Origin of the sequence: Micromonospora andamanensis, from assembly GCF_016863495.1 — a bacterium.
Lineage (GTDB): Bacteria > Actinomycetota > Actinomycetes > Mycobacteriales > Micromonosporaceae > Micromonospora > Micromonospora andamanensis.
This window is the reverse complement of record NZ_BOOZ01000002.1, coordinates 162,214-186,324: the sequence shown is the minus strand read 5'-3', so window position 1 is coordinate 186,324 and position 24,111 is coordinate 162,214. Positions and strand designations below refer to the sequence as shown.

27 protein-coding genes are annotated in these 24,111 nt (G+C 70.6%); 14 read left to right on the top strand and 13 right to left on the bottom strand.

What is annotated here, in order from left to right; translation table 11 throughout:
- The first annotated feature begins 61 nt into the window (after positions 1 to 61).
- From ilvD to Van01_RS01450, 3 genes are all read left to right on the top strand, one after another.
- Positions 62 to 1,909 (top strand): dihydroxy-acid dehydratase, encoded by a 1,848-nt coding sequence (gene ilvD / locus Van01_RS01460; protein WP_203998194.1) that lies wholly within the window; start codon positions 62 to 64, stop codon positions 1,907 to 1,909.
- 319 nt (positions 1,910 to 2,228) lie between these two features.
- Entirely contained in the window at positions 2,229 to 2,699 is a 471-nt protein-coding gene (locus Van01_RS01455) for a hemerythrin domain-containing protein (protein WP_203998192.1), read from the top strand.
- Between the two features lie 127 nt (positions 2,700 to 2,826).
- Entirely contained in the window at positions 2,827 to 4,086 is a 1,260-nt protein-coding gene (locus Van01_RS01450; RefSeq protein WP_203998189.1) for an endonuclease/exonuclease/phosphatase family protein, read from the top strand.
- A 41-nt stretch (positions 4,087 to 4,127) separates the two neighbouring features.
- Here Van01_RS01450 and Van01_RS01445 read toward each other — a convergent pair whose 3' ends face one another.
- The 5 genes from Van01_RS01445 to Van01_RS01425 are packed head-to-tail and all read right to left on the bottom strand — an operon-like array spanning position 4,128 to position 7,973.
- Positions 4,128 to 4,784, bottom strand: coding sequence for a DUF998 domain-containing protein (locus Van01_RS01445; protein WP_203998186.1), 657 nt, complete (start codon positions 4,782 to 4,784; stop codon positions 4,128 to 4,130).
- A gap of 11 nt (positions 4,785 to 4,795) precedes the next feature.
- Positions 4,796 to 5,215, bottom strand: coding sequence for a VOC family protein (locus Van01_RS01440; RefSeq protein WP_203998183.1), 420 nt, complete (start codon positions 5,213 to 5,215; stop codon positions 4,796 to 4,798).
- A gap of 35 nt (positions 5,216 to 5,250) precedes the next feature.
- Positions 5,251 to 5,655: a helix-turn-helix domain-containing protein gene (locus Van01_RS01435; RefSeq protein WP_203998180.1), complete on the bottom strand. Its 405-nt coding sequence runs from the start codon at positions 5,653 to 5,655 to the stop codon at positions 5,251 to 5,253.
- A gap of 51 nt (positions 5,656 to 5,706) precedes the next feature.
- A complete protein-coding gene (locus Van01_RS01430; protein WP_203998177.1) occupies positions 5,707 to 7,740 on the bottom strand; it encodes a hypothetical protein in 2,034 nt (677 codons plus the stop codon).
- Complete coding sequence (locus tag Van01_RS01425) at positions 7,722 to 7,973, bottom strand: hypothetical protein (protein ID WP_203998174.1); 252 nt, start codon at positions 7,971 to 7,973, stop codon at positions 7,722 to 7,724. Before Van01_RS01425 ends, Van01_RS01430 begins: the two co-directional genes overlap by 19 nt.
- A gap of 328 nt (positions 7,974 to 8,301) precedes the next feature.
- Here Van01_RS01425 and Van01_RS01420 point away from each other — a divergent pair, with 328 nt between their 5' ends.
- From Van01_RS01420 to Van01_RS01375, 10 genes are all read left to right on the top strand, one after another.
- Entirely contained in the window at positions 8,302 to 9,183 is an 882-nt protein-coding gene (locus tag Van01_RS01420) for a helix-turn-helix domain-containing protein (protein ID WP_203998919.1), read from the top strand.
- Complete coding sequence (locus Van01_RS01415; protein ID WP_203998171.1) at positions 9,176 to 9,370, top strand: DUF397 domain-containing protein; 195 nt, start codon at positions 9,176 to 9,178, stop codon at positions 9,368 to 9,370. The genes Van01_RS01420 and Van01_RS01415 overlap by 8 nt, the downstream gene beginning before the upstream one ends.
- Positions 9,371 to 9,596: 226 nt before the next feature.
- Positions 9,597 to 9,779, top strand: coding sequence for a hypothetical protein (locus tag Van01_RS01410; protein WP_203998168.1), 183 nt, complete (start codon positions 9,597 to 9,599; stop codon positions 9,777 to 9,779).
- A 92-nt stretch (positions 9,780 to 9,871) separates the two neighbouring features.
- A complete protein-coding gene (locus Van01_RS01405) occupies positions 9,872 to 10,135 on the top strand; it encodes a hypothetical protein (protein ID WP_203998166.1) in 264 nt (87 codons plus the stop codon).
- Between the two features lie 15 nt (positions 10,136 to 10,150).
- Positions 10,151 to 10,411, top strand: a complete 261-nt coding sequence (locus Van01_RS01400) for a hypothetical protein (protein WP_203998162.1) — start codon at positions 10,151 to 10,153, stop codon at positions 10,409 to 10,411.
- Positions 10,408 to 11,064, top strand: coding sequence for a hypothetical protein (locus tag Van01_RS01395; protein WP_203998159.1), 657 nt, complete (start codon positions 10,408 to 10,410; stop codon positions 11,062 to 11,064). The genes Van01_RS01400 and Van01_RS01395 overlap by 4 nt, the downstream gene beginning before the upstream one ends.
- Positions 11,051 to 11,479 carry a hypothetical protein gene (locus tag Van01_RS01390; protein WP_239098806.1) on the top strand — a complete coding sequence of 143 codons (429 nt, stop codon included), beginning with the start codon at positions 11,051 to 11,053 and terminating at the stop codon, positions 11,477 to 11,479. Before Van01_RS01395 ends, Van01_RS01390 begins: the two co-directional genes overlap by 14 nt.
- A gap of 51 nt (positions 11,480 to 11,530) precedes the next feature.
- Positions 11,531 to 11,878, top strand: coding sequence for an ArsR/SmtB family transcription factor (locus Van01_RS01385; protein ID WP_203998156.1), 348 nt, complete (start codon positions 11,531 to 11,533; stop codon positions 11,876 to 11,878).
- Positions 11,875 to 12,312, top strand: a complete 438-nt coding sequence (locus Van01_RS01380) for an SRPBCC family protein (RefSeq protein ID WP_203998153.1) — start codon at positions 11,875 to 11,877, stop codon at positions 12,310 to 12,312. The genes Van01_RS01385 and Van01_RS01380 overlap by 4 nt, the downstream gene beginning before the upstream one ends.
- Complete coding sequence (locus tag Van01_RS01375) at positions 12,309 to 12,905, top strand: maleylpyruvate isomerase family mycothiol-dependent enzyme (RefSeq protein ID WP_203998150.1); 597 nt, start codon at positions 12,309 to 12,311, stop codon at positions 12,903 to 12,905. The genes Van01_RS01380 and Van01_RS01375 overlap by 4 nt, the downstream gene beginning before the upstream one ends.
- 23 nt (positions 12,906 to 12,928) lie before the next feature.
- On the opposite strand, the gene Van01_RS01370 is transcribed toward Van01_RS01375, so the two are convergent.
- The 4 genes from Van01_RS01370 to Van01_RS01355 form a co-directional block, all read right to left on the bottom strand.
- Entirely contained in the window at positions 12,929 to 14,176 is a 1,248-nt protein-coding gene (locus Van01_RS01370; protein WP_203998147.1) for an RNA polymerase sigma factor, read from the bottom strand.
- On the bottom strand, positions 14,164 to 14,535 hold the full coding sequence (locus Van01_RS01365; protein WP_203998145.1) for a YciI family protein: 372 nt from the start codon (positions 14,533 to 14,535) through the stop codon (positions 14,164 to 14,166). Before Van01_RS01365 ends, Van01_RS01370 begins: the two co-directional genes overlap by 13 nt.
- A 143-nt stretch (positions 14,536 to 14,678) precedes the next feature.
- Positions 14,679 to 15,548, bottom strand: a complete 870-nt coding sequence (locus tag Van01_RS01360; RefSeq protein ID WP_203998142.1) for an AbfB domain-containing protein — start codon at positions 15,546 to 15,548, stop codon at positions 14,679 to 14,681.
- Between the two features lie 366 nt (positions 15,549 to 15,914).
- Positions 15,915 to 16,973 carry a helix-turn-helix domain-containing protein gene (locus Van01_RS01355; protein WP_203998138.1) on the bottom strand — a complete coding sequence of 353 codons (1,059 nt, stop codon included), beginning with the start codon at positions 16,971 to 16,973 and terminating at the stop codon, positions 15,915 to 15,917.
- 139 nt (positions 16,974 to 17,112) lie between these two features.
- On the opposite strand from Van01_RS01355, the gene Van01_RS01350 reads away from it, so the two are divergent.
- Positions 17,113 to 17,571: a DUF2690 domain-containing protein gene (locus tag Van01_RS01350; RefSeq protein WP_203998134.1), complete on the top strand. Its 459-nt coding sequence runs from the start codon at positions 17,113 to 17,115 to the stop codon at positions 17,569 to 17,571.
- A gap of 105 nt (positions 17,572 to 17,676) precedes the next feature.
- Here Van01_RS01350 and Van01_RS01345 read toward each other — a convergent pair whose 3' ends face one another.
- From Van01_RS01345 to Van01_RS01330, 4 genes are read right to left on the bottom strand one after another with little or no spacing between them, the layout of a single operon-like run.
- The gene (locus Van01_RS01345) at positions 17,677 to 19,665 is read right to left on the bottom strand and encodes a cellulase family glycosylhydrolase (RefSeq protein ID WP_203998131.1); all 1,989 of its coding nucleotides are present in this window, start codon (positions 19,663 to 19,665) and stop codon (positions 17,677 to 17,679) included.
- A gap of 23 nt (positions 19,666 to 19,688) precedes the next feature.
- A complete protein-coding gene (locus Van01_RS01340) occupies positions 19,689 to 22,097 on the bottom strand; it encodes a glycoside hydrolase family 2 protein (RefSeq protein ID WP_203998913.1) in 2,409 nt (802 codons plus the stop codon).
- 53 nt (positions 22,098 to 22,150) lie between these two features.
- A complete protein-coding gene (locus tag Van01_RS01335; protein WP_203998128.1) occupies positions 22,151 to 23,065 on the bottom strand; it encodes a carbohydrate ABC transporter permease in 915 nt (304 codons plus the stop codon).
- A complete protein-coding gene (locus tag Van01_RS01330; RefSeq protein ID WP_203998125.1) occupies positions 23,062 to 24,054 on the bottom strand; it encodes a carbohydrate ABC transporter permease in 993 nt (330 codons plus the stop codon). The genes Van01_RS01335 and Van01_RS01330 overlap by 4 nt, the downstream gene beginning before the upstream one ends.
- Positions 24,055 to 24,111: the final 57 nt, after the last annotated feature.

Genomic DNA, 24,111 nt, shown 5'->3' with positions numbered 1-24,111 from the left:
CTGTTGGGACACGGGACGACGCCCGTGTCCGGCCGGCCGCAACGGTGTCAGACTGGTGCACATGCCTGAGCTGCGGTCGAAGACCTCCACGCACGGTCGGACGATGGCCGGCGCCCGGGCCCTCTGGCGGGCCACCGGGATGACCGACGACGATTTCGGCAAGCCGATCGTCGCCATCGCGAACAGTTTCACCCAGTTCGTGCCGGGTCACGTACACCTCAAGGACATGGGCGGCCTGGTCGCCGACGCGGTGGCCGAGGCCGGCGGGGTGGGCCGGGAGTTCAACACGATCGCTGTCGACGACGGCATCGCCATGGGTCACGGCGGCATGCTCTACTCCCTGCCCAGCCGGGAGTTGATCGCCGACGCGGTGGAGTACATGGTCAACGCGCACTGCGCGGACGCCCTGGTCTGCATCTCCAACTGCGACAAGATCACCCCGGGCATGCTGCTGGCCGCGCTGCGGCTGAACATCCCCACCGTGTTCGTCTCCGGCGGCCCGATGGAGGCCGGTAAGACGATGGCGATCGAGGGGATCGTGCACAGCAAGATCGATCTGATCGACGCGATGATCGCCTCCTCGAACGAGGCCGTCACCGACGAGCAGCTCGGCGAGATCGAGCGGTCCGCCTGCCCCACCTGCGGCTCCTGCTCCGGCATGTTCACCGCGAACTCGATGAACTGCCTCACCGAGGCGATCGGCCTGGCCCTGCCGGGCAACGGCTCCACGCTCGCCACCCACGCCGCGCGCCGGTCGCTCTTCGTCGAGGCGGGCCGCACCGCTGTGGAGATCGCCAAGCTGTGGTACGACGGCGACGACGCCTCGGTGCTGCCCCGCGAGGTGGCCTCCCGGGCCGCGTTCGAGAACGCCGTCGCCCTCGACGTGGCGATGGGCGGGTCGACGAACACGATCCTGCACCTGCTGGCCGCCGCCCGCGAGGCCGAGCTGGACTTCACCGTGGCCGACATCGACGCGATCTCCCGCCGGGTGCCCTGCCTGGCCAAGGTCGCCCCGAACTCGCCGCAGTACCACATGGAGGACGTGCACCGGGCCGGCGGCATCCCGGCCATCCTCGGCGAACTCGACCGCGCCGGCCTGCTGCACCGGGACGTGCACGCGGTGCACTCCCCCTCGCTCGCGCAGTGGCTGACCGACTGGGACGTGCGCGGCGGCTCGGCCACCCCGGCGGCGATCGAGCTGTTCCACGCCGCGCCCGGTGGCGTGCGGACCACCGAGCCGTTTTCCACCACCAACCGCTGGTCGTCGCTGGACACCGACGCGGCCGGCGGCTGCATCCGGGACCGGGAGCACGCGTACTCCGCCGACGGCGGACTGGCCATCCTGCACGGCAACCTCGCCCCCGACGGGTGCGTGGTGAAGACCGCCGGGGTGCCCGAGGAGTGCCTGACCTTCCGTGGCCCGGCGAAGGTCTACGAGTCGCAGGACGACGCGGTGACCGCCATCCTGGCCAAGGAGGTCGTCGCCGGGGACGTGGTGGTGATCCGCTACGAGGGCCCGAAGGGCGGCCCCGGCATGCAGGAGATGCTCTACCCCACCTCGTTCCTCAAGGGACGGGGCCTGGGCCGGGCCTGCGCACTGCTCACCGACGGCCGGTTCTCCGGCGGCACCTCCGGGCTCTCCATCGGGCACGCCTCCCCCGAGGCCGCCTCCGGTGGGCTGATCGCGCTCGTGGAGCCGGGCGACGAGATCGTCATCGACATCCCGGCCCGCTCGATCGAGCTGAACGTGCCGGCCGACGTGCTGGACGCCCGCCGGGTCGCCCAGGAGAAGCGGGACCGCCCCTACACGCCGCTGGACCGGCAGCGCCCGGTGTCGGCGGCGCTGCGCGCGTACGCCTCGATGGCCACCTCGGCCAGCGACGGCGCCTACCGCCGCGTCCCCGAGTGACACGTTGACGGCGCATCGCCGGGGAAGGTTCGGCCGGATGGCTCTGCCTCGGGCGGGGCCGGGCAGCAGGGGTAGGTGTGGTGCTGTCGAGCTGATGGCGCAAGTGGATCGCGGTGGCTGCGGCGGGTGACGGACCCGCCTGACAGCACGGACGGATCAGCTCGACAGCGCCTCCGGCGGTGCGTCCGGGGGCAACGGTCGCCGGCTCCGTCGGGTAGCCTGGTCCCAACGTCGCGTGCCGGTGGCAGACCGTGTCAGGCATGGAGGCGTCGGACACGAAGGACCACGACGATGACATTGTCGTTGCCTTCGCCCTCCTGTGTCTGAGGGCGAGAAGACCAGGCTCGTCGCCTGGAGTCACGAGTTGCGCAGCGTGCACGATCGGCTGCGCGAAGCCCTGCGCCTGACCCGCAGCGCACTCGCCGGTGGCGAGGCGGCGGAACCCGCCACCCGTGATCTGCTGCTGTTCTGTCACGGCTTCTGTGCCGCGCTGACCGGGCACCACGAGGGCGAGGACCGCGAGCTGTTCCCCGCGATCGCCGCCGCCCATCCGGAGCTGCGCGACACCCTGCGTCACCTGAAGCAGGACCACTCGATGATCGCGCATCTGCTCGCGGGGCTGCAGGCTGCCGTGGACCGGGCCGCCTCCCCGGCCGAACTCGACCGCCACGTCGAGGGGATCGCCGCCATCATGGAGAGCCACTTCCGTTACGAGGAACGCCAGCTCCTGGCGGTACTCGACACGCTCGCCCTGGACGCGGACCCACACGACGTCCTGGGTCCACTGTGAGGCTGCGGAGGAACGCCATGGATGAGCCATCCTGAGCGCATGGGTTGATCGTCGACCACGGTTCACCCTGGCGTCATGGCGGTCCCGGTAGCGTGGCGATCGTTGATCGTGGATCGGGAGGGTGTCGATGGGTGCGAAGCCGACGGTGTGCGCCGGGATCATGGCGGCGCTGCTCGCCGCGACGACGACCGTCGCGGTGGCTTCGCCGGCCGCCGCGGGTGGGCAGCAACCGGGCGGGAAGCGGAGCGGTGCGCTGCGGGTGGCGACGTTCAACGCCTCGCTGAACCGGGACACGGCCGGCGGGCTGGTCACCGATTTGTCCCGGCGGGACAACATCCAGGCCGGCAACGTCGCCGAGGTGATCCAGCGGGTACGCCCGGACGTGCTGCTGATCAACGAGTTCGACCATGACCCGCAGGGGCGGGCGCTAGCGCTGTTCCAGGACAACTATCTTTCCGTGCCGCGCAACGGCACCCGGGCGATCCGCTACCCGTACCGGTACGCGGCACCGTCGAACACGGGTGTCCCCTCCGGGCACGATCTCAACAACGACGGGACCGTCGGTGGGCCCGACGACGCCTACGGCTTCGGTCTCTTCCCCGGCCAGTACGGCATGGCGGTCTACTCGGCGTACCCGATCGACCTGGCAGGTGTTCGTACGTTCCAGACGTTCCGCTGGCGGGACATGCCCGGCGCGCTGCTGCCCGACGACCCGGCCACAGCCGCGCCGGCCGACTGGTACTCCCCGACCGAGCTGGCCGACGTGCGGCTGTCCTCCAAGAGCCACTGGGACCTGCCGATCCGGCTGCCCGGCCGTACCGTGCACCTGCTGGCCAGCCACCCGACGCCGCCGGTCTTCGACGGGCCGGAGGACCGCAACGGCCGCCGCAACCACGACGAGATCCGTTTCTGGGCCGACTACGTCTCCCCCGGACGGGCCGGCTACATCTACGACGACGACGGTCGGCGCGGCGGGCTGCGACCGGGAGCGGCGTTCGTGATCGCCGGGGACCTGAACTCCGACCCGTACGACGGTGACAGCGTGCCCGGCGCGGCGCAGCAGGTGCTCGACCACCCCCGGGTCAACGACCGGGTCGCGCCGGCCAGCGCCGGCGGTACCGCCGCGGCCCGGCGGCAGGGCGGCGCCAACCTCGACCACCGCGGCGATCCGCGTTTCGACACCGCCGACTTCGCCGACACCACCCCCGGCAACCTGCGGGTCGACTATGTGCTGCCGAGCCGGGGCCTGCCGGTCCGCGCCACCGGCATCTTCTGGCCGGTGCCGGGTGACCCGCTGTTCCGCCTGGTCGGTGACTACGACCCGGCCCTGCCGGGCGGCTTCCCCACCTCCGACCACCGGCTGGTCTGGCTCGACCTGCGGCGCTGAGGTGTCAAGGGCCCGGCGTCCAGCGACGCCGGGCCCGCCGACTACTCCGCCTGGTTCAGCGTGAGGGACACCCAGGCCCAGCCGGCGACGACCGCGACACCGAACCCGATCATCGCGACCGGATGCCCACCGGAGCTGATCAACGCCAGCCAGGCCAGCGCGAAGAACGACCCGGTGGCGATGCTGTACGCCGCCCAGCCCCGCTCACCCTGCCGCGCGTACCGGCGCCCGGCCAGCAGGCAGGCCCCGATGAGCGCGGAGAACGCGACGGCACCCGCCCCGAAGTGCGCCAGACCGTGCCAGCTGACCTCACCGGGACCGGCTGGAGTGCCAGCCGGAAAACCGTCGAGCGGATCGGCGACGAAAACACCGGCGAGGACCAGCCCGACACCGTACTGACCGATCAGCCACGGGCCGGCACGCCGGCCGAGGCCAGGATGTGCGACCCGGCGCAGGGCCGCCCCCGCGCCGACGCAGAGCAGGCCGGCGACGACGAAGTTGGTGATCTGGACCCAGCCCAGCTCGCCTGTGCTCAACACGCTCACCGGGTGCCGCCGGAAGTCGAAAGCCTCCCGGGTCAGCCCTTGGGCCAACGCGACGGTGACCCACACCGGTCCGGCGAGCACACCGCCGGTCACCAGCAGACGGTCCCAGCCGGCACGACCGCTCAGCCGGTCGACGCTTATCGCCTCGGTCATCGTGGCGTCCCTCAACCGTTGTCGAACATCTGGCCGATCCGGATCCGGTTGCCGAACGGGTCGCGGATGCCGAAGTCGATGCCGTACGGCCGTTCCATCGGCTCGTCGGTGATGTCGACGCCCTTGGCGACAAGTTCCTCGTACGTCTTCTGGGCGTTGTCGGTGGTCATGAAGAGGAAGCCGCCAGCGGCGCCCTTGGTGAGCAGTTCCCGGACCTGCTCGGCGGTGGCCGGGTCGAGATTCGGCGGGCCGGGCTTCTCCAGCAGGATCTCCCGCTGCCGGTCGCCGGGGATGTTCACCGTGAGCCAGCGCATGAAGCCGAGATCCTGATCGGTGTTCAGCTCCAGACCGAGCTTGCCGATGTAGAAGTCGAGCGCCTCGTCCTGGTCGAGGACGTAGATCTGGGAGCGGCTGATCGCGTTCATCGTCATGCCCGAAACGCTAATGCAACGCCCTGACCTGCTGCTTATCCAAAACTGCTCGGTCTGGTCCACGCCTTCGTGAAGCAACTCGGCACCGGCGCGACGGGCGCCGTCCGCCGCCTGCGGTAGTCGGTGGGCGACTCACCGACGATCTGCCGGAAGGTACGACTGAACGTCCCGAGACTGCCGAACCCGACAGCCGTGCACACCTCCGTCACATCCTGGCCGGTGTGCAGCAGCAGGTACATGGCCCGCTCCACCCGACGCCGTTGCAGGTACCGGTGCGGCGTCTCACCGAAGGTGGCCCGGAAGGTGCGGATGAAGTGCGCCTCGGAGACATGCGCGATCTTCGCCAGTGTGGGGATGTCGAGCGGTCGCGCGTACGCGCGGTCCATGGCGTCCCGAGCGCGCAGCATCGCCCGGTTCGTCTCCTCGACCGCCCTGCTCACCGGCCACCTCCCCGCCCACCGTGCCACGGCCGGTCGCTTCCATTCATCTTCTCATCGCTCAAAATCGTGCAGGTCGGGGGCGGTGGCAACCACACGTACGCCGTCGCCGTCGTGGCGGTGCAGGGTGCAGCCAGCGCGGGTGAAGCGCACGGTCAGAGTCTGCCGGGCGTGCCGAGCGGCCAGCCGCAGCAGGACCGGCACCGGGTCTGCGACCAAGTCCCGCGGCCCGGACCGGGGCACCGGGACAGGCTCGGCCGGATCGGCGGGAACTGCTGCCGCGACGGTGTCGTCCAGGCACTCCCGGCACCAGGCGAGGGCGGACTCCACGCTGGGTCGGTACGGCAGTTCGTCCGGGTGGACCGGTGCGGCGCGGCTGCGCAGATGAACCGACCAACGCACCCCGTCCAGGCACAGCGGGTCACCGGCGTGGTGCCGCAGGTCGCAGACGCTTACCTCAAGCGCCAGGTCGAGGCCGAGCGCGAGCCGAATCAGCTCGGCCAGCGGCGGGGCGTCGGGGCGTACCGCCGTCACGATCAGCCGCGCGGCCGGCTGGCCCCGCCCGGCGGCACGCACATGTTCGGAGACCGGGTCGGCCCCGGGCCAGGGCAGGGTGACATGTCCACCGCGCAGGTCATGGTCGATCTCGTGGCCGCCGTCGGCCTCGGCGAGGTCCTCCGGTCGTACCCCGAGGATGGGTGCCCAGGACCCGAGCCGGTAGCGGTCGGGAAGCTGGACCACCGGCTTGCCGCCGGGCTGCGTGGCGACCAGCGTGGCCTCCTCCGGCACGCCGGACCGCCAGGCCAGGTGTACCACCCGGTGCCGCAGGTCCGTCAGGGTGACTAGCACCGTCTCGTACAGCCGGTGGGTGCCGCAGCAGGTGAGGCAGGTCAGCGCGGACGGCCGCATCCCGACACCGCCGCAGTGCGCGCAGTCGGTGTCGGCGGGTCGGCCACCGAGGCGGCAGTCGCAGCTGCGCAGCCGGCTGCCGGGAACGCAGTCCGGGCAGCGCCGCCAGGCGATCGGCTGGCCGAGCCACGGCGGATCGGGTGGCGGGCAGCCCCGCCGCAGCGGCACCCGTACCCGGCGGACGACCTGGCCGGTGGGCTGCTCCACCAGGTGTTCGACCGGTTCGCCGCCCCGCAGGCTGGTATGCCACCAGCAGCCGTCGCGCCAGAGCGCCTGCGCGCCGGGCAGCTCGACGCCGGTCTTCGGGTCGACGCAGTCGGCGAGGATGCGCCGTTCGAGCTGGTCCACGTCGACGGCCGGCACGGCGGGCGGGCGCGGCCCGTCGAGGTGCAGCAGCCGGGCGGGGGCGCTACGGCCACGCTCGGTGAGTCCGGCGAGCGCGTCGGCCACGTCGGTGCCGGCCAATGCCGCCGGTAGGTCGGCGTGCCCGAGCCAGGTCATCGGCACCGGCGAGCCGGGCACCTCGTAGCGGATGTTCCAGTCGACCTGCGCGCCCTGCTGGCGGGCGTCGATCACCAGGTCGAGCAGGAGCAGGTCGGCCAGCGCGCAGAGCCGCCCCAGCCGGGCGGCCGGATCGACCGGCGGCGCGGCGTCCGACCGACAGACGAACAGCCGCCAGGGAGTGTGGTCCAGGCCCACGATCGCCTGGGCCTCCAGCTCGTGTCGCCGCGCGGCCGGCAGGTCGGGCCGCCACTGCGCCGGCAGCCTCAGCGATGGCTCGTCGCCGGTAACGGCTGCACCGACGGCGGCGGCCAGCTCGCGTACCCGGTCAGCCAGCGGGACCACCCAGCCGCCGGACGGCTCCGGTTGCGGGTCCAGGCCGCCGGGCACCACCCGGTGGGAGGCGACTGCGCCGGTGTCCAGGTTGGCCACGCTGAGCACCAGCTGCGCCCGCCGCCGACCGCGCCGTCGGCAGCGATGACAGGAGTACGCGACACTGCCCGTCCCCCGGCACTGCTCACAGTCGCGGTACGCCTCACGCTGGACGGGTGTCGCCGCGTCGTCGGCGAGGAACCGGTCACCGAAGCTGGTGCACCGGCACGGCAGCAGCGTGAACGTCGTGCCGTCGCAGTCCGGACAGACGATGCTGGTCGCCGCGGTCACCGCGAAGTCCGCCACGCGCAGGCCCCGTCGTGGCCGGCCCGGCGTCCGCACCGCCGGCCGTGCGTCAACGCCAGGTCGCAGAAGACCCGATGGCGTACGCCCTGCTCGTCCTCGGCGGAGACCGTGGTCTCACCAGCGTCCACCTCGGACAGGAAGCTCAGCGAGCGGGCCAGGGTGCCGGCGAACTGCCGGGCGGCGGGCAGATCGGCGGCGGTGAACGGTAGGTGCGCCACCCAGCGGCGGGTCACCGGCGGGCCGCCTGCGTCTCGCGGGCCAGCTTCGACTGCCAGCTCTTCAGCGCGTCCTTGATCCGCTGGGGATGGGCAGGCTCGGCCCGACAATGCCGAAGAAACGCACGCACGACAGCACCTCACCTTTGCTCTGTGACAGATTGTCTCGACAATTCACGGGCGACGGGAATTCCACGCTCATCGCCTTTGCCGACTCCATCTTGTAGGGTCGGAGAGACCATGGCAATGAATGTCCCGTCAAACTGTTCCGCTATTCGCGGGCAACGCTTGCATGTTGCAGAACGGCCGCCGGGATGTTGCAAAAATCGACCGGAGGGAGAGCCGGGTGGCCGATGACATGGGGTCGACGGTGCCCCGTCGCCAACTGGGCCGAGCACTGCGTGACCTGCGCACCGAGGCCGGGGTGACCCTCGACGCCGCAGCCGAGGCCCTGGAATGCAGCCGGCAGAAGGTGTGGCGCATCGAGAGCGGCCTCGGCTCGGTACGCGGCGTCGACGTCCGGGCCATGTGCGAGTTGTACGCCGCACGCGGCGAACTGACCCGGGCGCTTACCGCCCTGGCCGGCGAGACAAAGGCGAAAGGCTGGTGGCACGCCTACGGCGACGCGATCCCCGACTGGTTCGAGCTGTACGTCGGCCTCGAATCCGCCGCATGCCGAATTCGAAGGTATGACGAAGCCCTGATCCCAGGGCTGTTACAGACCCGCAGCTATGCGCTGGCCGTCTACCAACATCGCGCAGAGGTGACGGATGACGAGCGTGAACGTCTGGTTCAGGTGCGGCTCCAGCGACAATCACTGCTGACACGTCGCCTGCCGTCAGCACCCGAGATGGACGTCGTCATCTCGGAGGGCGCGCTGCTACGGATCGTCGGCGACCGGCCGACGATGGTCGAGCAACTACGGCACCTGCTCGACGTCGGCGAGCGGGAGAACGTGCACGTTCGAGTTCTGCCGTTGTCAGCAGGTCTACACAGGGGTGTCGAGGCTGGCACCTTCGTCATGCTGGAGTTCCCGCTTGGCAACCGGGCAACGCCAGAGCCCTCTGTGATCTACAGCGAGTCGTGGACTGGCGCGCTCTACCTCGATCGGCCGGAAGAGTTCGCTGCCTACGAGAAGGTCTGGAAGAGCCTGGATCAGCTCGCCTTCGATGGAGGACAATCGAGGCACCTCATCAACAAGATCATCGGAGAGGTCCACCATGGCTGATCTGACCGGCGCTCGCTGGCGCAAAAGCACCCGTAGCGGCAGCAACGGCGGCGACTGCATCGAGGTCACCGACAATCTGCCCGGCGTCGTGGCCGTACGGGACAGCAAAGACCCGCACGGCCCCGCCCTCACCTTCACCCCCACCGCCTGGACCACCTTCATCGAAGCCACCCGCAACGACCACTGATCGCTCCGCCCGCAGCACGCCGAGATCTTGGACAGTTCCCGTTTCGCGCGAACGACTTCTGTCCAAGATTGACGGTCGCCGCTCACGTCGACTACCCGAGCGAGTGCGCTGCACGAGCCGGGTCCGGAAGAAGCTTCCCCGCCAGCCACTTTCCGACCGACGTTGCTCGCTTCGCAGCCGAGAGGCGGTGACAGTTCCCCGACGCGTAGTCGCTTCCGGCGCTGGAATGGAAGGACTCGCGCGGGCAGCGCTCGGCGAGGCCACTCTGATCGAGAACCTCAAGCCGGAGACGGCACTTCAGATGCAGATCGTCTTCCTCGGCAAGTTGCTCCAGGACCGCGACCACAGCGAAGCGCAGCTTGAAGCGTTCATCACCGACGTGGAATTAACCGCCGCCGACTACCTGTAGCCCACCGGGCAGCGAGCCGCATTCATCTCCGATAGTGTCCGTCCGACTACTCAGACGTGATCCACGTTCGCGGACGGTCGACGGAGGAGAGTATGGCCAGCATCGAAGAGGTCAAGGCGGCACTGATGCAGGCAGCCGAGCAGGGCAACGTGACGATCAACCAGATCCGCGCCGCCGCCGAGAACACCGAGCAGATGCTGGCCCGGCTACGTGCCGTCGCCGCCGGCACCGGCCATCCGGCGATCGCCGAAGCCATCGCACGCGGTGAGCAGAGCAAGCAACGCCTGGCCGAGGCCATGACCCTCGTGCAGGGCAGCTCGGAGGCCGCCCGCCGCTACGTCGGCATCCTCGGCTGAGCATCGACCGCCACGATGAGTGTCGGTGAGGTGAAGGCGGCCCTGCGCGCCGCCGTCGAAGCCGCGCGCCAGGGACGACGGGTGTTCGACAAGGCCGCCTCCGAGGCCGAGGCGGCGACCGGAACGGCGAACGCCATCCTGCGCGGCAGCCAACACGAAGACGTAGAGGCCACCCACGAGGCACTCGCCGCCGCCAGGGCAGAGGTCGAACCGACTCGCCGCCGATTCGACGACACCGCCGAACACGCAGGCGACTACCTCACCCGACTCGGATGAGCGGCAGCATCGCCGAGCTGGTCGCGCAGCTTCTCGCCGTACGCGGAAAGCTCGATGCCGCAGCGGTCACCGCGCTGCGCGCCCGGACGGACGCCGAAGTGGCCTTGGCGCGGCTGGTCGAAGTGCAGCGCGGGAGCAGCGACAATCGGTTACGCACCGCCGTCGCGGACGCCGAGGTGGCCCGAGACAAAGCCGGCCGGTACGCCCGCCTCTTGGCCGATGCTGCCCGCCACATCACCACGTACGCCAACACGATCGCCCCCGGTGCCGCACCCATCGAACCAGACGATGCGGCTTCGCCCTCCGGGGACCGCCTGGTTGAGGAGGCGGAGGGACGCAGCCGTAAAGGCGAGGCGTTCCTCCGCCGGCACGTCAAGAAAGCGGACGATACCGAAGACACGCTCAAGCAGACCGAACAGGCGATCACCACCGGCCTTCGCGAGCTGCAAAAGGGCTTGAAGGGCTCGGGATCGAGTGGTGGCACCACGACGACGACGGCTGCCGACCCCGGCACGCCGGTGGACCGTCCTCAGTTGGAGCACCCGGTGACGTCGGTCATCATGGCTGCTGGTGCGGTCGTCGTGGGGCTCCGCGGTATCTGGAACATGGCGAAGAAGCACCGCGAGAGGAAGCGATCTGATGAACAGCCCTGAGATGGTCGAGTACATCCGGACGATGATCAGAGGCGATCACGAGGCCAACGACCGAATCGAAGCTCGCCTCGACGAGATCGGCTGGGACGGCTTCCCAGCCCTCCTCGGTGCGGTCTTCTACTTCGCAGTCAACAAGCGCTTCAACGAGCGGACATCCCCGGGCGAGGTCATGCGCTTCGTGGCCGACATGCGAGCGGCAGCCCCCGCCGGCACCCCGGAAATCGACGTCAACGCAGCCGAGACGCTGATTCGAGCCGCTGTGGATCCCGATGTCGAGACGGCCATAGACCCCCAGATGGCCGGACGCATCCAGGGACTCGTGATCCTGAATATCTTGGGCAACGGTGCTGTCAATGACGACGAGCTGAACGAACTTCTCACCGATGCAGCAGCGCTGGCCAGCCGGGTGAACTGACTCCACTTTCTCTAGTTGACGCTTGATAAAGCAGATGCTTGAGTAAGGGTCATGGCATCCATCACCGAGGACCAACGGCTTGACGCGGTGTTCACCGCCCTCAGCGACCCCACCAGGCGGGACATCGTCGCCCGGCTCAGCGCGGGCGAGGCGACGGTCAAGGAGTTGGCGGAGCGGTACGAGATGAGCATGCAGGCCGTGTCACAGCACATCGGGGTCCTTGAGCGGTCCGGTCTGGTCAGCCGAGGGCGGCACCGGCAGACCCGGCCGTGCCGGCTCGAACCGGCGGCCCTGGCGGTAGCCGTCTCGTGGATCGAGCAGAGCCGCCGCACCTGGGCGGCACGGATGGACAGGCTGGAAACCCGCCTCGCCGATCTGCAACAGGGTGCGGGCCGGTGAACGACGAGTTCGTCTACCGGCGGGTGCTGCGGGCACCACGCGAGCTGGTGTGGCGCTGCCTCACCGAGCCCGCCGAACTCGCGCGGTTCTGGGGCCCGCACGGGATGGACACCCCGATCGACGGCATCATCGTCGAGCTCCGGCCGGGGGGCCGTTTCGAGACCCTGATGCTGGGGACGAACGGCAGCCACCGGATGGTCGCCACGTTCACCGAGGTGGTGCCGCCCGAACGGCTGGCCTGGATCGAGCCGGCCAGCGGGATGCACACCACAAGCACACTCGCCGACCTCGGCGACGGCACCACCTCGGTCGTCATCCATCAACGGCACGTACCCGAGGCGATGCGTCTGCCCGAGGCACGAGCCGGCTTCCGCACCTCCCTCGACAAGCTCGAGAAACACCTCGCTCATCTCATGCAGGGAGACCGACAGTGACCGATCCGCACTCCTGGGTGGCACCGACCTACGAACGGCTCGCCGATCTTCTCGCCGCCGCGACCGTCGCGACGTGGGACGCACCCTCGCTGTGCGAGAAGTGGCTCGTACGTCAGGTCATCGCGCATGTGACGATGCCGGTGCGGCTGACCCCCGAGCAGTTCGGCGCCGAGATGGCGGCGGCCGGCGGTGACTTCACAGTGCTCTCCGACACCGTGGCGACGCGGGACGCCGCACTGCCACTCGTCGACCTTCTCGGCCAGCTTCGATCGCCGGAGCTGCACGTGTGGCAGCCGCCGGGCGGCGGCGCGGCAGGTGCCCTGAGCCACGCCGTCATCCACTCGCTGGATGTGACGATCGCGCTCGGCCGGCCCGCGGTCGCACCACGGGAGGCGGTGACCACCGTGCTCGACCACCTCGCCGCCACCAACGGTGCCCTGTTCGGGGTGGACGTGACAGGGGTCCGGCTGGAGGCGTCCGACATCGCCTGGAGCACGGGGCAGGGCCAGCTTGTCCGCGCCGACGGCGGCTCACTCGTGGCGCTGCTGAGCGGTCGTACGCTGCCCGACGGGCGCACCCTGCCCCGCCGCTGATCGCCGAGGCCAGCGGGAACTGTTCAGCCCGGCAGGAGCGAAAGGCGGTGCTGGAGGTGTGCCCGCTCGGCGGGGTCATGGGTGAGGTCGATCGCGCTGGCGTAGGCGTCCGCCGCCTCCCCGTGGCGGCCGAGCCGTTCGAGCAGGTGGGCGCGGGCGGCCCGGGCCGGTTGGAACCGGCGGGTCCGGTCGCCCGCGACCGTCAGCAGCTCGTCTAGCCGGGCCAGCCCGGCCGCCGGTCCGTCGACTTCGGCTGTGGCGACCGCGTAGGCGACCGCCCCGCCGAGCGACGGCGCGACCGCGTGCAGCGCGCGGTGCAGCTCCAGCAGCGCCGGCCAGTCGGTGCTGCCGGTCTCGCGCCGGGCACAGTGCACGGCCTGGACGGCGGCCTCAAGCTGGAAACGGCCGACCTGCCCGCGCGCGTGCGCGGCGTGCAGGTGCGCGTACGCCCGGCGGATCAGGCGGTCGTCCCAGCGCGACGGGTCCTGCTCGCCAAGAGGCACGAACCGCCCGTGGTCGTCGAGACGGGCCGGCTGACGCGCGGACGAGAGCTGCACGAGAGCGGCGAGGCCGTGCGCCTCCGGGTCGTCGGGCACCAACGTCGTCAGCACTTCGGCGAGGTGCAGCGCCTCGGTGGGGAGCTGCCGGGCCTCCGGTCCGGTCGTCGTCCAGTCGATGACGTACGCCCCGTAGACCGCCTCCAGCACCGCGGTCATCCGCCCCGGCAGGTCGCCGCGGTCCGGGATCCGGAACGGGATTCGCGTGGCCTTGATGCGCCGCTTCGCGCGTACCAGGCGGGTCGCCATCGTCGACGTCGGCACCGAGAAGACCCGGCCGACCTGGTCGGCGGTGAAGCCGAGCACCGTGTTGAGCATGAGCGGGGTGTGCACGGCGCGCTCGATCGCGGGGTGCGCGCACACGAGCATCAGTTCCAGCCGGCGGTCCGGGATGGCGTCCAGGTCGAGGTCGTCGAGGTGCACGGGGGCGTCCCGCTGGACGTCGAGCGGCCCGGTGCGCTGCCAGTGCGCCGACTTCCACAGGTCCCGTAGCCGGTTACGCGCGACGGTCAGCAACCATCCGTCGGGAGACGCCGGCACGCCCTGGCCGGGCCAGGAACGCAGGGCCCGCTCGAAGGCATCCGCGAGAGCGTCCTCGGCGGCGGCGAGGTCTCCTGTCGACGCGGACAGCAGGGCGAGCAGCCGTCCATAGCTGTCGCGGGCCGCGACGGCCGCGGCTGCCCACCCTCCGTCGCTGACGGTCAGCTCGTCCATACCCCGTCGACGATCGCCGTCGCGCTCGGGCGTACCTCCACCACGCCCCACTGCGCGGCAGGGCACTTCTCCGCCCAACCGATCGCGGCGTCGAGGTCGGGTACGTCGAGCAGGAACACTCCGGCCAGCGCCTCCCTGGTCTCGGCGAACGGTCCGTCCTGCACGCGCAGGTCACCGTCCCTACGGGTGACTGTCGTCGTGGCCGCGGTCGGCTGCAACACGTCGGCCGCCAGCAGGACCCCGGCCGACACAAGTGCCCGACCGTACGCGTCGAAGGCCGCCCGCGCCTCGGCGACGACCTCGTCGGACAGCTCGCCCTGGCCCGGCTCGCGGTAGTGAATCAGCAGCGCGTAACGCATGGTTGTCTCCTTCGCTCCCAGTGTGGGCCACGGTGCCCGCACCGAGATGACGAACGACGGCAGCCCGAATCGCCACCGGGACCGCCACGAACCTGCGTCGGCGGTTGTGCACACCGCGCACGTCCCGGCGGCGGGACGGCCGGTTACAGGGCGGGACGGATCAGGAAGGTGGCCGTCGAGGGCCCTGCCCCGTCGCCGATCGGGGAGATCCGCATCTGCGCGCTTCGGTGGTAGCTCAGGTAGCGATCCGGGAAGTTGTGCGACCGCAGTGAGGTGTGCCGGCCGCCGATGCCGGTGACCGGGCAGAACGTGGCGTCGGCGCGGAACAGGGCGCTGCCGTCGGCACGGTGCAGGAACACCCGGAACTCGGAGTGTCGTAGGTAAAGGCCGGGGAAGTTGACCGACTCGAAGGAGACGCAGCCGCTGCGGGCGAGACCGGAGCGGACGATGAACGCGGCATCGGCTTTCGTACCGGCGCTGCTTGTGGCGTTCACCTGTTCGACCCGGGCCTGGAAGTTGGCGTGTCGGACCCGGTGTCCGGCCGAGTTGGCAGCTTCCAGACCGATACGGGCACCGGGGACCAGCGCCGGTCCGGCCGGTCGGGCGGGTGCGGAGCCGGGTGCTGCGGGGGCGTTCGGGGCGGCCGGTGGGGCGTGGCCGGCCGGCTGCGACGGCGGATCACCGGGGCTGGTCGAGCCGGAGCCGGCGTCGGCCGGGGTGCCGCCGTCGGCGCGCGGGTTGAGGCCGGGCCGGACGACAGGGTCGGTACTCGGGTCACGCGAAGCCGCTCCGTCGCCGGGCACGTCGGATCCGGTGCCGTCGAGGCCGGAGGGCCCGCCGTCGACAGGGTCGTCAGTTGCGCTGTCGGGAAGGGGCATGCCGGCGACGAACTCGCCGTGGATCGGCTCCTGGGGAGCCCCGTCGCGCAGCGTCAGCACCCCGACGAGCACGGTAACGACGATGAGGGCGACACCGCCAAGCAACTGCGTACGCCGTGGGGCGACCCGGCCCATGATCGCGCCCTGGTCGCCCGGGGCGGTGGGCGGGCCCGCGTCGAAGCCACCCGGCCGTCGGACGCTCGACGCGATGGCGGTGGCCGGTGCGGACGGTGTGGTCGGTCGGTCGGCTCTGGCGGGCCGATGCCGCGCGCCGGGGACCGGTTGATCGGCTGCAGGCGGGGTGGGACCCGAACCGGGAAGCCAGCCACCAATCCGCAGGTGAGACTGATCATTGCCGTTCTGGGACATGGTGCTCCCCTGCTTGTTCAGCGCACACGGCTGACCCGGACATGATCAAAGGGCCGCAGCGGACACACTCTCACCTTCGCCGGACTGATGCCAGTACCTGTCGACGGTGAACCCGGTGCCGGTCGGGCCGCCTCACGGTACGGGACGGATCTGGGTCGCGCCGCGCCAACAGCCGGTGCGGCCCAGGGCCGAGCGCCATCCCGTCCCGGACAGCTGCACCTGTCCGTAGACGCAGCTCCGGGTACTCGTCAGCAGGTTGCCGAAGGTGGAGATGCCGCCGTAGTCCATGGCGAAGTCCGCCGACCGGGTCGGCTGGTCACCGTCGATCACGGTGAGCTGAATGCTGGCGGGCCGAGGTACGGCGTCCGCGCCGCCGGGCACCGGCATGAACCGGGGCCAACTCGCGCCGCAGGCCGGTGAGTAGCGCAACTCGACAGTGCCGATCACCCGTTCGTCGAGGAGCACAGCGGCACTGTCCAGGGTGGTCACATCGGCATCGGCGGCGCACCCGGCGTCCTTCGGGTCGGCACCGTCGCGGACGCCCACCGTCACTGTCGTCGGTTCGGCCGCAGGTGCGGAGGTCGGCCCTGCCTCCGGCTTGCCGAACCCTCCGGCGAGCCAGGGCACCGCGGCGAGCCCGGTCAGCACCAGCGCCCCGGCGAACACCGCTCGGGCGGTGCGTCGGCCCGGGCCGACGAGCGGGCGTCGCACGTTGGCATCACCTGCCCTGGTGGGCGGACCAGCCGGTGCCTGGCCGTCCGGTCCGGCGGCGGCAGGACCCGCAGCGACGGGCGGTGCCGTGCCAGGCCCCGCAGCACCGGACCCCGCGGCGGTGGGCGGCGCAGTGACGGATACCGCAGCCCCGACCGGCGTCTCGCTCCCACCGTCGCGGTGGCTGGTCGGGGTGGCGTGTCCCTGTTCCGCCGTGACCCGGCCGGCGACGGTACGCCACCGCTCGGTCCACTCCGCCTCGTCGCCGCCGAGTGCCCGCACGTACGCCAGCGTCGTGTCAAGCGTCGGGAGTCTCCGCCCGCCAGCCGCCTCGGACAGCGAACTCGCGGACCTGTGGGCCCGCCGGGCGAGGGCCTGGTAGGTGGGGCGGCCTGCCTGGTCGCGCAGCGTCCGCAGGTCGGCGGCGAACGCTTGGAGCGGGTCGGCGGTGGGGTCCAGGGGGCGTTCCGCCCGGGCCATGGGCCGCTCCTCGAATTGATTGACCAGAACCGCGATTCATTGTCCGACGCGACACAGCGTAGAGATCAGTGTCGACGGACGGTAGAGATGAGAAGCCGAATCCGGGACTGGCACAGCCCACCAGACGTCAGGAGACACGATGATCCGGAACACCCGCCGGTTGGCCGCCGCTGCCGCCGGTACCCTCATCGCGGCCAGCCTGCTGGTCGCGACCCCCGCCAGCGCCGCCACCTGTAGTGGACACGGCTGCGACGGCACCGACCCGATCGACACGGGTTGCTCGGCCAACGCCCGCAACGCCACGCAGTATCCGAAGTACATCATGCAGGGCTCGACCACCCTCGCCGTCGTGGAGCTGCGCTGGAGCGAGACCTGCAAGACCAACTGGGGCCGGATCTCCAACCGGGTCAGCCCGCACAACACCGTCCGGGTACGGGTGACCCGGGCCAACCCGAGCGCCACCACCGACTGGTACGGCGGCACCGGCAACCAGTACTACGGCGACCAGCTCTACGGCCAGAACATGACTGTCTGCGCGGTGGGCGAGGTCGTGACGGCGTCCGGCACGAAGTACACGAGCGACCCGCTCTGCGCCTGACACCTGCCGCTGTCGGCCCTGCGGTGCGAGCAGGACCGGCAGCCACGGCTACCGGGCCGGCGCGTCGTGGGACCACGCGCCGGCCCGGTACCCCAACCGTGCGGCCTACTCGGCGCGCAGGTGGTCCAGGTCGTGCACCCCGGGGCTGACCCAGATCAGGATGCCCCGGACGTCGGCCAGGGCCGAGGCGTCACAGGACATCTGGGTCAGCAGATCGATCTCCACGGTGGTGGTCGTGCCCTCCCCGACCCAGCCGAACGCCGACTGGCACCAGGCCCAGCCGGCACCGGTCTGCACCGCGATCGAGGTGGAGGTGCCCGCCGAGGCCGAGGTGCGCAGGTCGTAGCGGAGCACACCCTTCGCCGACAGGTCCACCGGCTCGGGCAGGCTCACCCCGAACCAGCCGCCGCCTGTCGCACTGACCCGCAGGCCGTACGCGCCGGCCGTGGCGAAGGTGTCGGTAGGCGCCAGGGTGCCGGCGTCGGGCTGCCAGTCACCGGGCGCCCAACCCTCCAGGCCGGTCTCCCAGGAGGCCAGCACGATCGGAGCGCCGGGTGCGGGCTTGACGGTGACTGTCACCTCGGCGACGTTCGACCGCCGGCCGGCGGTGTCCTTGACCGTGTACGAGGCGACGGCCCGGCCCTGGAACCCGTCGGCCGGGGTGAACTCGACCGAGCCGTCGGTGCCCAGCGCGAAACGGCCACCGGTGACGGAGACGGCGCGCTGCTGTCCACGTACGCCTGGATCGAGGTCGAGTGTGGATGGCCGGACGGTTGCCGCGTACGCGATGTCGTTGCTCGTCGGGGTGAGGGTGACAGGCGTGCCGGCCTCGGTGACAGCGGTGTCGTGGTCGGCGACCGGCGGGCGCGGCCGGAACCCGCGCCTGATGGTCTCGCCCGCGTTGCTCAACGTGGTGCAGACCGGGCTCGGGCAGTAGACGGTGTAGCCGTCGTAGTCCGGGTAGAGGGTGCCGTCGTCGGAGATGCCGGAGAGGATCCAGTGCATCAGTCCGGTGCCGCCGGTGCGGATGAACGTGTCGGTCCAGCGCTTGTAGACCGGGTTGCGGGTGGCCTTGTCGTGCCAGCCGAACTCGCCGAGCACCGCCGGCTTGCCGATCCGCCTCGCCTCCCGGTTGTGCCGCTCGATCCAGCGCACGCTCCAGTCGGCGTCGGTGCCCCAGTGGTCCGGGTACAGGTGGTAGCCGAGCACGTCGACGGCGGGCAGCCGGCTCAGCGCGATCGAGTCGACACCCTCGCCACAGTTGACGGTCCAGTGCCCGGCGTCCGGACCGTCGCAGAAGAAGCCCTCGTCGCCGACGCCGACCAGGTGTCGGCGGTCGATCGACTTGATGTGCCGGCTCATCTCGTCGGCCCAGGTGGTGATGGTGTCGGTGGAGCACTCCGGCGACGCCGGGTAGACCCCGGAGCCCTTGCAGCGCGGCTCGTTCGCCAACTCCCAGGCCATGATGGTCGGGTCGTCCCGGTACGCCACCCCGGTCAGCGGATTGACCCGGTTGAGCAGGTGCGACACCCAGTCGCGGTACCAGCCCCGGATCACCGGGTCGGTGTAGAAGTCGTCGTGGTGTTCGGTGCCGCGCCAGCGCACGTACTGGTCCATGCCGCCGAAGTCGCGCCAGTTGTTGGTAAGCGGGATGACCACCCGGACGCCGGCCTGGCGGGCCGCGTACAGCACGTAGTCGAGGCGCTGGAGGCCGTCCGGGCCGTCGTTGACGGCGGGCTTCTCGCCGTCCCAGTACTGGAACCAGACGCCGTCGGCGGGACCGTGCACCGAGTCGGTGCCGCCCGGGGTGCCGATGTCGAGGAATCCCCAGTGCCGCAGCACGGTGAACCCGGCGGCCTTCGCGTCGGCGAAGACGTCGTCGACCATCGTCCGGGACTTGTACATCAGGTAGTAGTTGTTCGTCCCGGCGAACCGGAACGGCTTGCCGTCGACGAACAGCCTGTCACCCTTGCGGACCACGAACCCCTGGCCATCCGCCGGGGCCGGTGGGGGTGCCGCCCCCGCCGGCCCGGCACCGGCGGTGGCCAGCAGGCCGGCCACGGCCAGCAGTACGCCGACCAGTCTCCTTCTCATCGGCTTTCCTTTCGGTGGTGGTGTCACAGGTCGTTGACGCAGCGCAGCACCGGCCGAGTGGTGAGGGCGGTGGGATCGAGGGGCGTGGCCGACCGCACGGTGAAGGTCGCCGACTCGCCGGGAAGCAGGGTGACGAGCGCCGCGTCGACCTCGGCGGACGGGTCGAGGCGGTCCGGGTACAGCGTCACGTCGCGCAGGATGGTGCGGGCGGTGACGCGTACCCGCTGACCGTCGTCTGTCGGTTCCACTGTCGCGTCGAAGGCCGCCGCCGGCCATCGGACGTCGCGGTCCTCGGCAAAGAACCACAAGGCCCGTTCGGTCGGGTCGCCGGTGTCGGCGACAAGCAGCTCGTCGGCGGCGGCGTCGGGCCGCGCCACCTCGTCCGGCAGCGCCACGGTCACCGCCGAGTGCGCGGGCACGTCCAGTTCCAGCGTGGTCTTCGCCCTCGGCTCGCCGGTCAGGGTGAGCCGGACGGCGGTGGCCGACGCCCGCCACGGCTGCCCGCCGTCGTTGACCGCGACCAGAGCCAGCCCGGAATCGCGGGGCTGCACGGTGAGCAGCCGGTCGGCGTAGGCGTGGCGCAGCGCGTACCAGAGGGGTTTTCGGCGGCCGTCGCCGTCGATGGCCGCCCAGGAGGTGACCGGCCAGCAGTCGTTGAGCTGCCAGAGGATGGTGCCCATGCACCGGCCCCGGTGGGAGCGGAAGTGTTCCACCCCGAGGGCGATGGCCCGGGCCTGGTTGAGCTGGGTCAGCCAGTGCCAGTCGTCGAAGTCGCGCGGCTCGGGCAGGTGTGCGTCAAGTCCCCGGCGCAGTTTCCGGTCGCCGTCGGCGGCCTTCTGGTGGTGCGCCATGCCGGGTGAGTCATGGGCGAGCGGGTTGTCGGAGAGCGCCCGGCGCAGCGTCGCGTACGCCGGTGGTCCCTGGTAGCCGAACTCGGCGACGAACCGGGGCAGGTACTCCCGGTACTTGACGTAGTCGTCGGTGTTCCACACGTCCCAGATGTGCGTGGTGCCGTACGCCTGGTGGTTGGGGTGGATCTTCTCGCTGCCCGACCAGGGGCTGCCCGGCCAGTACGGGCGGGTCGGGTCCAGCGCGGCGAGGATGCCGGGCAGCAGGTCCAGGTAGTAGCCCCGCCCCCAGCTACGCCCGGCCAGGGGTGCCTGCCAGTCCCAGTCGTGCCAGCCCCAGATGTTCTCGTTGTTGCCGGTCCACAGCACCAGCGAGGGGTGCGGCGCGAGGCGGATCACCTGCTCGGTGGCCTCGGCGGCCACCTCGGTGGCGAACGGCTCCTCCTCCGGGTACGCGGCGCAGGCGAAGAGGAAGTCCTGCTGCACCAGCAGACCACGCTCGTCGGCCAGGTCGTAGAAGTCCTCCGACTCGTACCGGCCGCCGCCCCAGACGCGCAGCAGGTTGACGTTTGCGGCCTCGGCCTGGTCGAAGCGGTGGGCCAGCCGCTGGCGGGTGACCCGGGTGGGAAAGACGTCGTCGGGGATCCAGTTGACCCCCCGGACGAAGACCGGCACCTCGTTGACGTACAGCGCGAACGGGGCACCGTGCTCGTCGGGGGTGGTGTCCAGGCGTACCGACCGGAAGCCGATCCGGCGGTGCCATTCGTCGAGCGGGTCGCCGTCGGCATCGTGCAGGGTGACCGTCAGCTCGTGGCGGTGCGGTGCGCCGTGGCCCCGGGGCCACCAGAGTTCCGGTCGGTGCACGGTGAGAGCCAGCACCGCGGACCGCTGCCCCGGCGGGACTGTCACCTCGGCCCGCTGCCCCGCCACCTGCGCCCGCACGGTGAGCGGCCGGTCGACGGCCCGTTCGACCTCGACGTGCACCTCCACCCGGCCGGTGTCGCCGTCGACTGTGACAAGTGGGCGTACCACCGCCAGTCGGGCGACCGACCAGCCGTGCAGGGCGATCTCCTGCCAGATGCCGGCGGTGACGAGCGTCGGTCCCCAGTCCCAACCGAAGTTGCAGGCCATCTTGCGGATGAACTGGAACGGCTCCGGGTACGCGTTGGGCCGGTCGCCGAGCCGGTCCCGCTGCGCCTCGGCGTACCGGTAGGCGGAGTCGAAGCGTACGGCCAGGTTGTTGGCCTCGGCGCGGAGCAGTGACGTGACGTCGAAGCGGTGACCCCGGTGCATGTTCTCGGTGCGGCCGACCTCGACGCCGTTGAGCGTGATGGTGGCGACCGTGTCCAGGCCGGCGCAGACCAGGTCGAGGCGGGAGTGGTCGCCGGGCAGCCGGTCGAAGGTGGTTTCGTACACCCAGTCGGTGCGCCCGATCCAGGCCAGCGCCGTCTCGTTGTCGTCGAGGTACGGATCGGGGATCAGCCCGGCCGCCAGCAGGTCGGTGTGCACACAGCCCGGCAGGGTGGCCGGCACCGTCGCCCCGTCGATCTCGGGTGGCACCTGCTGGCCCTGCATCGCCCGCATGGTCCACCCGTCGTGCAGCGCCAGCCGGATCGGACCGGTCCCCCGCGCGTCGCTCAAGACTTCACCGCGCCTTCCATGATTCCCCGGACGATCTGCCGACCGCCGATGACAAGCATGATCAACAGTGGGATGGTGGCCACGAACGCACCGGCCAGCACCCGGCGGTAGATGACGTAGTTGCCGCTGGCCAGGTCGGAGATGGCCACCATCGAGGTCGGATAGTCGGTGCCGTTCAGGGTGATCAGGGGCCACTGGAAGTCGTTCCAGGTGGCCACGAAGGTCAGCAGGCCGAGCACCGCAAGCGCCGGCCGCACCGCCGGCAACACGATGTTCCAGTAGACCCGCATGGTGGTGGCCCCGTCCACCCTGGCCGACTCGACGAGTTCGTCAGGCACCGTGTTGACGATGAACTGCCGCATGTAGAACACCCCGAAGGCGGTGACCAGGCCGGGCACGATCACCGCCAGCAGGGTGCCGTTCCAGCCCAGCTTGCCCATCACGATGTAGAGCGCGACCACGCCGAGCTGGTTGGGCACGGTCAGAGTCAGGATCACGAACAGCATCAGCGGTCTGCTGCCTCGGAACCGCAGCTTGGCGAAGGCGAAGCCGGCCAACGAGCAGAAGAACAGCACCGACGCGGTGACCACCGTCGACACGATCACGCTGTTCACCAGGGAGGCCGCGAAGTAGACGTCCTGGAGTGAGAACACCTCGTCCAGGTTGACCAGGAACTGGTCACCCGGGAGCACCACCGGTGGCAGTTGAGAGGTCGCCTCGTCGGTGCTGGTGGAGATGACGAACATCCAGTACAGCGGGAACGCCGCGAACAGCGTGCTCAGTGCCAGGAACAGGTAGGTCCAGAGGCCGGCCGGGGTGTCCTGCGGCGCCCGGCCCAGCAGCACGGCCCGCCTGCGTTCACCCTGCGGTGCCGACGGTGCCGGTCGGGGTCGCTCCAGCAGCTCGCTCATTTGCGTCCCCCCGAGATGCGGTTGGTCAACAGGGTGTTCAGGGCCGCGACCACGAGGATGATGAGGAACAGCGCCCAGGACATCGCGGCGGCGTAGCCGAGGTTGAGGTCCTTCCAGCCGACCTTGTAGATCAGCTGCGCGACGGTCTGCCACTCGCCGCCGGAACCGCCGGTGGCGGCCTGCGCGTTGAGGTCGAACAGCATCGGCTCGGTGAACAGTTGCAGCCCGCCGATCGTGGACAGCACCACCGTGAAGATGACCACCGGCCGGATCATCGGCACGGTGATCCGCCAGAGCTGACGCCACGGGCCGGCCCCGTCGAGTGCCGACGCCTCGTACACGTCACGCGGGATGGACTGCATCGCGGCCAGGTAGAGCAGGGCGTTGTAGCCGATCCACTTCCAGTTGACCATGGTGGCGATGGCGATCCAGGAGTGCAGTTTGTCGGCCCGCCAGTCGATCGGGTTCTCGGTGCCGATGCCGATCAGGCCCAGCGCCCAGTTCGCCATGCCGAGGTCACGGGAGAAGAAGACGTTGAAGACGAGCGTGGAGGCGGTGATCGGGGTGATGTAGGGCAGCAGGGCGCTGACCCGCCACCAGGTCTGGGCCCGGAGCCGGCGGTTGAGCATCGACGCGATGACAAGCGCGAGCAGCAGCTGCGGGACCGTGGAGAGCAGGAAGATGCCGAAGGTGTTGTAGAGGGCGTTGCCGAAGTCGCCGTCGGTGAACAGTCGACTGAAGTTCTCGAACCCGGCCCAGCCGGTCAGTTCCGGGTCGTCCAGGCGCCAGTGGCGTAGCGCCACCACGCCGTTGAAGACCATCGGGAAGAGCCCGAAGCCGAAGAAGAGCAGGAAGAACGGCGCGATCATCAGGTACGGCATGTACCGGACGTCGAAGCGGTGCAGCCGATCGCGCCAGGTCGTCGACCGGCCGGGGGTGGGCCGGGGGCGGCGGGTGGCCGGTTCGGGGGCCGCGCGCGTGGTGGACATGGGCACTCCAGTGCGGGGGCGACGGGGACTTCAGGCCGGAGCCGAGGTGGCGCGGGC

Coding starts and splice junctions, on each gene's coding strand:
- ilvD (WP_203998194.1), top strand. CDS start 62: ATGCCTGAGCTGCGGTCGAAGACCTCCACGCACGGTCGGACGATGGCC.
- Van01_RS01450 (WP_203998189.1), top strand. CDS start 2,827: ATGGGTGCGAAGCCGACGGTGTGCGCCGGGATCATGGCGGCGCTGCTC.
- Van01_RS01445 (WP_203998186.1), bottom strand. CDS start 4,784: ATGACCGAGGCGATAAGCGTCGACCGGCTGAGCGGTCGTGCCGGCTGG.
- Van01_RS01440 (WP_203998183.1), bottom strand. CDS start 5,215: ATGACGATGAACGCGATCAGCCGCTCCCAGATCTACGTCCTCGACCAG.
- Van01_RS01415 (WP_203998171.1), top strand. CDS start 9,176: ATGGCTGATCTGACCGGCGCTCGCTGGCGCAAAAGCACCCGTAGCGGC.
- Van01_RS01410 (WP_203998168.1), top strand. CDS start 9,597: ATGGAAGGACTCGCGCGGGCAGCGCTCGGCGAGGCCACTCTGATCGAG.
- Van01_RS01405 (WP_203998166.1), top strand. CDS start 9,872: ATGGCCAGCATCGAAGAGGTCAAGGCGGCACTGATGCAGGCAGCCGAG.
- Van01_RS01400 (WP_203998162.1), top strand. CDS start 10,151: ATGAGTGTCGGTGAGGTGAAGGCGGCCCTGCGCGCCGCCGTCGAAGCC.
- Van01_RS01395 (WP_203998159.1), top strand. CDS start 10,408: ATGAGCGGCAGCATCGCCGAGCTGGTCGCGCAGCTTCTCGCCGTACGC.
- Van01_RS01390 (WP_239098806.1), top strand. CDS start 11,051: ATGAACAGCCCTGAGATGGTCGAGTACATCCGGACGATGATCAGAGGC.
- Van01_RS01385 (WP_203998156.1), top strand. CDS start 11,531: ATGGCATCCATCACCGAGGACCAACGGCTTGACGCGGTGTTCACCGCC.
- Van01_RS01370 (WP_203998147.1), bottom strand. CDS start 14,176: ATGGACGAGCTGACCGTCAGCGACGGAGGGTGGGCAGCCGCGGCCGTC.
- Van01_RS01365 (WP_203998145.1), bottom strand. CDS start 14,535: ATGCGTTACGCGCTGCTGATTCACTACCGCGAGCCGGGCCAGGGCGAG.
- Van01_RS01360 (WP_203998142.1), bottom strand. CDS start 15,548: ATGGGCCGGGTCGCCCCACGGCGTACGCAGTTGCTTGGCGGTGTCGCC.
- Van01_RS01355 (WP_203998138.1), bottom strand. CDS start 16,973: ATGGCCCGGGCGGAACGCCCCCTGGACCCCACCGCCGACCCGCTCCAA.
- Van01_RS01350 (WP_203998134.1), top strand. CDS start 17,113: ATGATCCGGAACACCCGCCGGTTGGCCGCCGCTGCCGCCGGTACCCTC.
- Van01_RS01345 (WP_203998131.1), bottom strand. CDS start 19,665: ATGAGAAGGAGACTGGTCGGCGTACTGCTGGCCGTGGCCGGCCTGCTG.
- Van01_RS01340 (WP_203998913.1), bottom strand. CDS start 22,097: ATGCGGGCGATGCAGGGCCAGCAGGTGCCACCCGAGATCGACGGGGCG.
- Van01_RS01335 (WP_203998128.1), bottom strand. CDS start 23,065: ATGAGCGAGCTGCTGGAGCGACCCCGACCGGCACCGTCGGCACCGCAG.
- Van01_RS01330 (WP_203998125.1), bottom strand. CDS start 24,054: ATGTCCACCACGCGCGCGGCCCCCGAACCGGCCACCCGCCGCCCCCGG.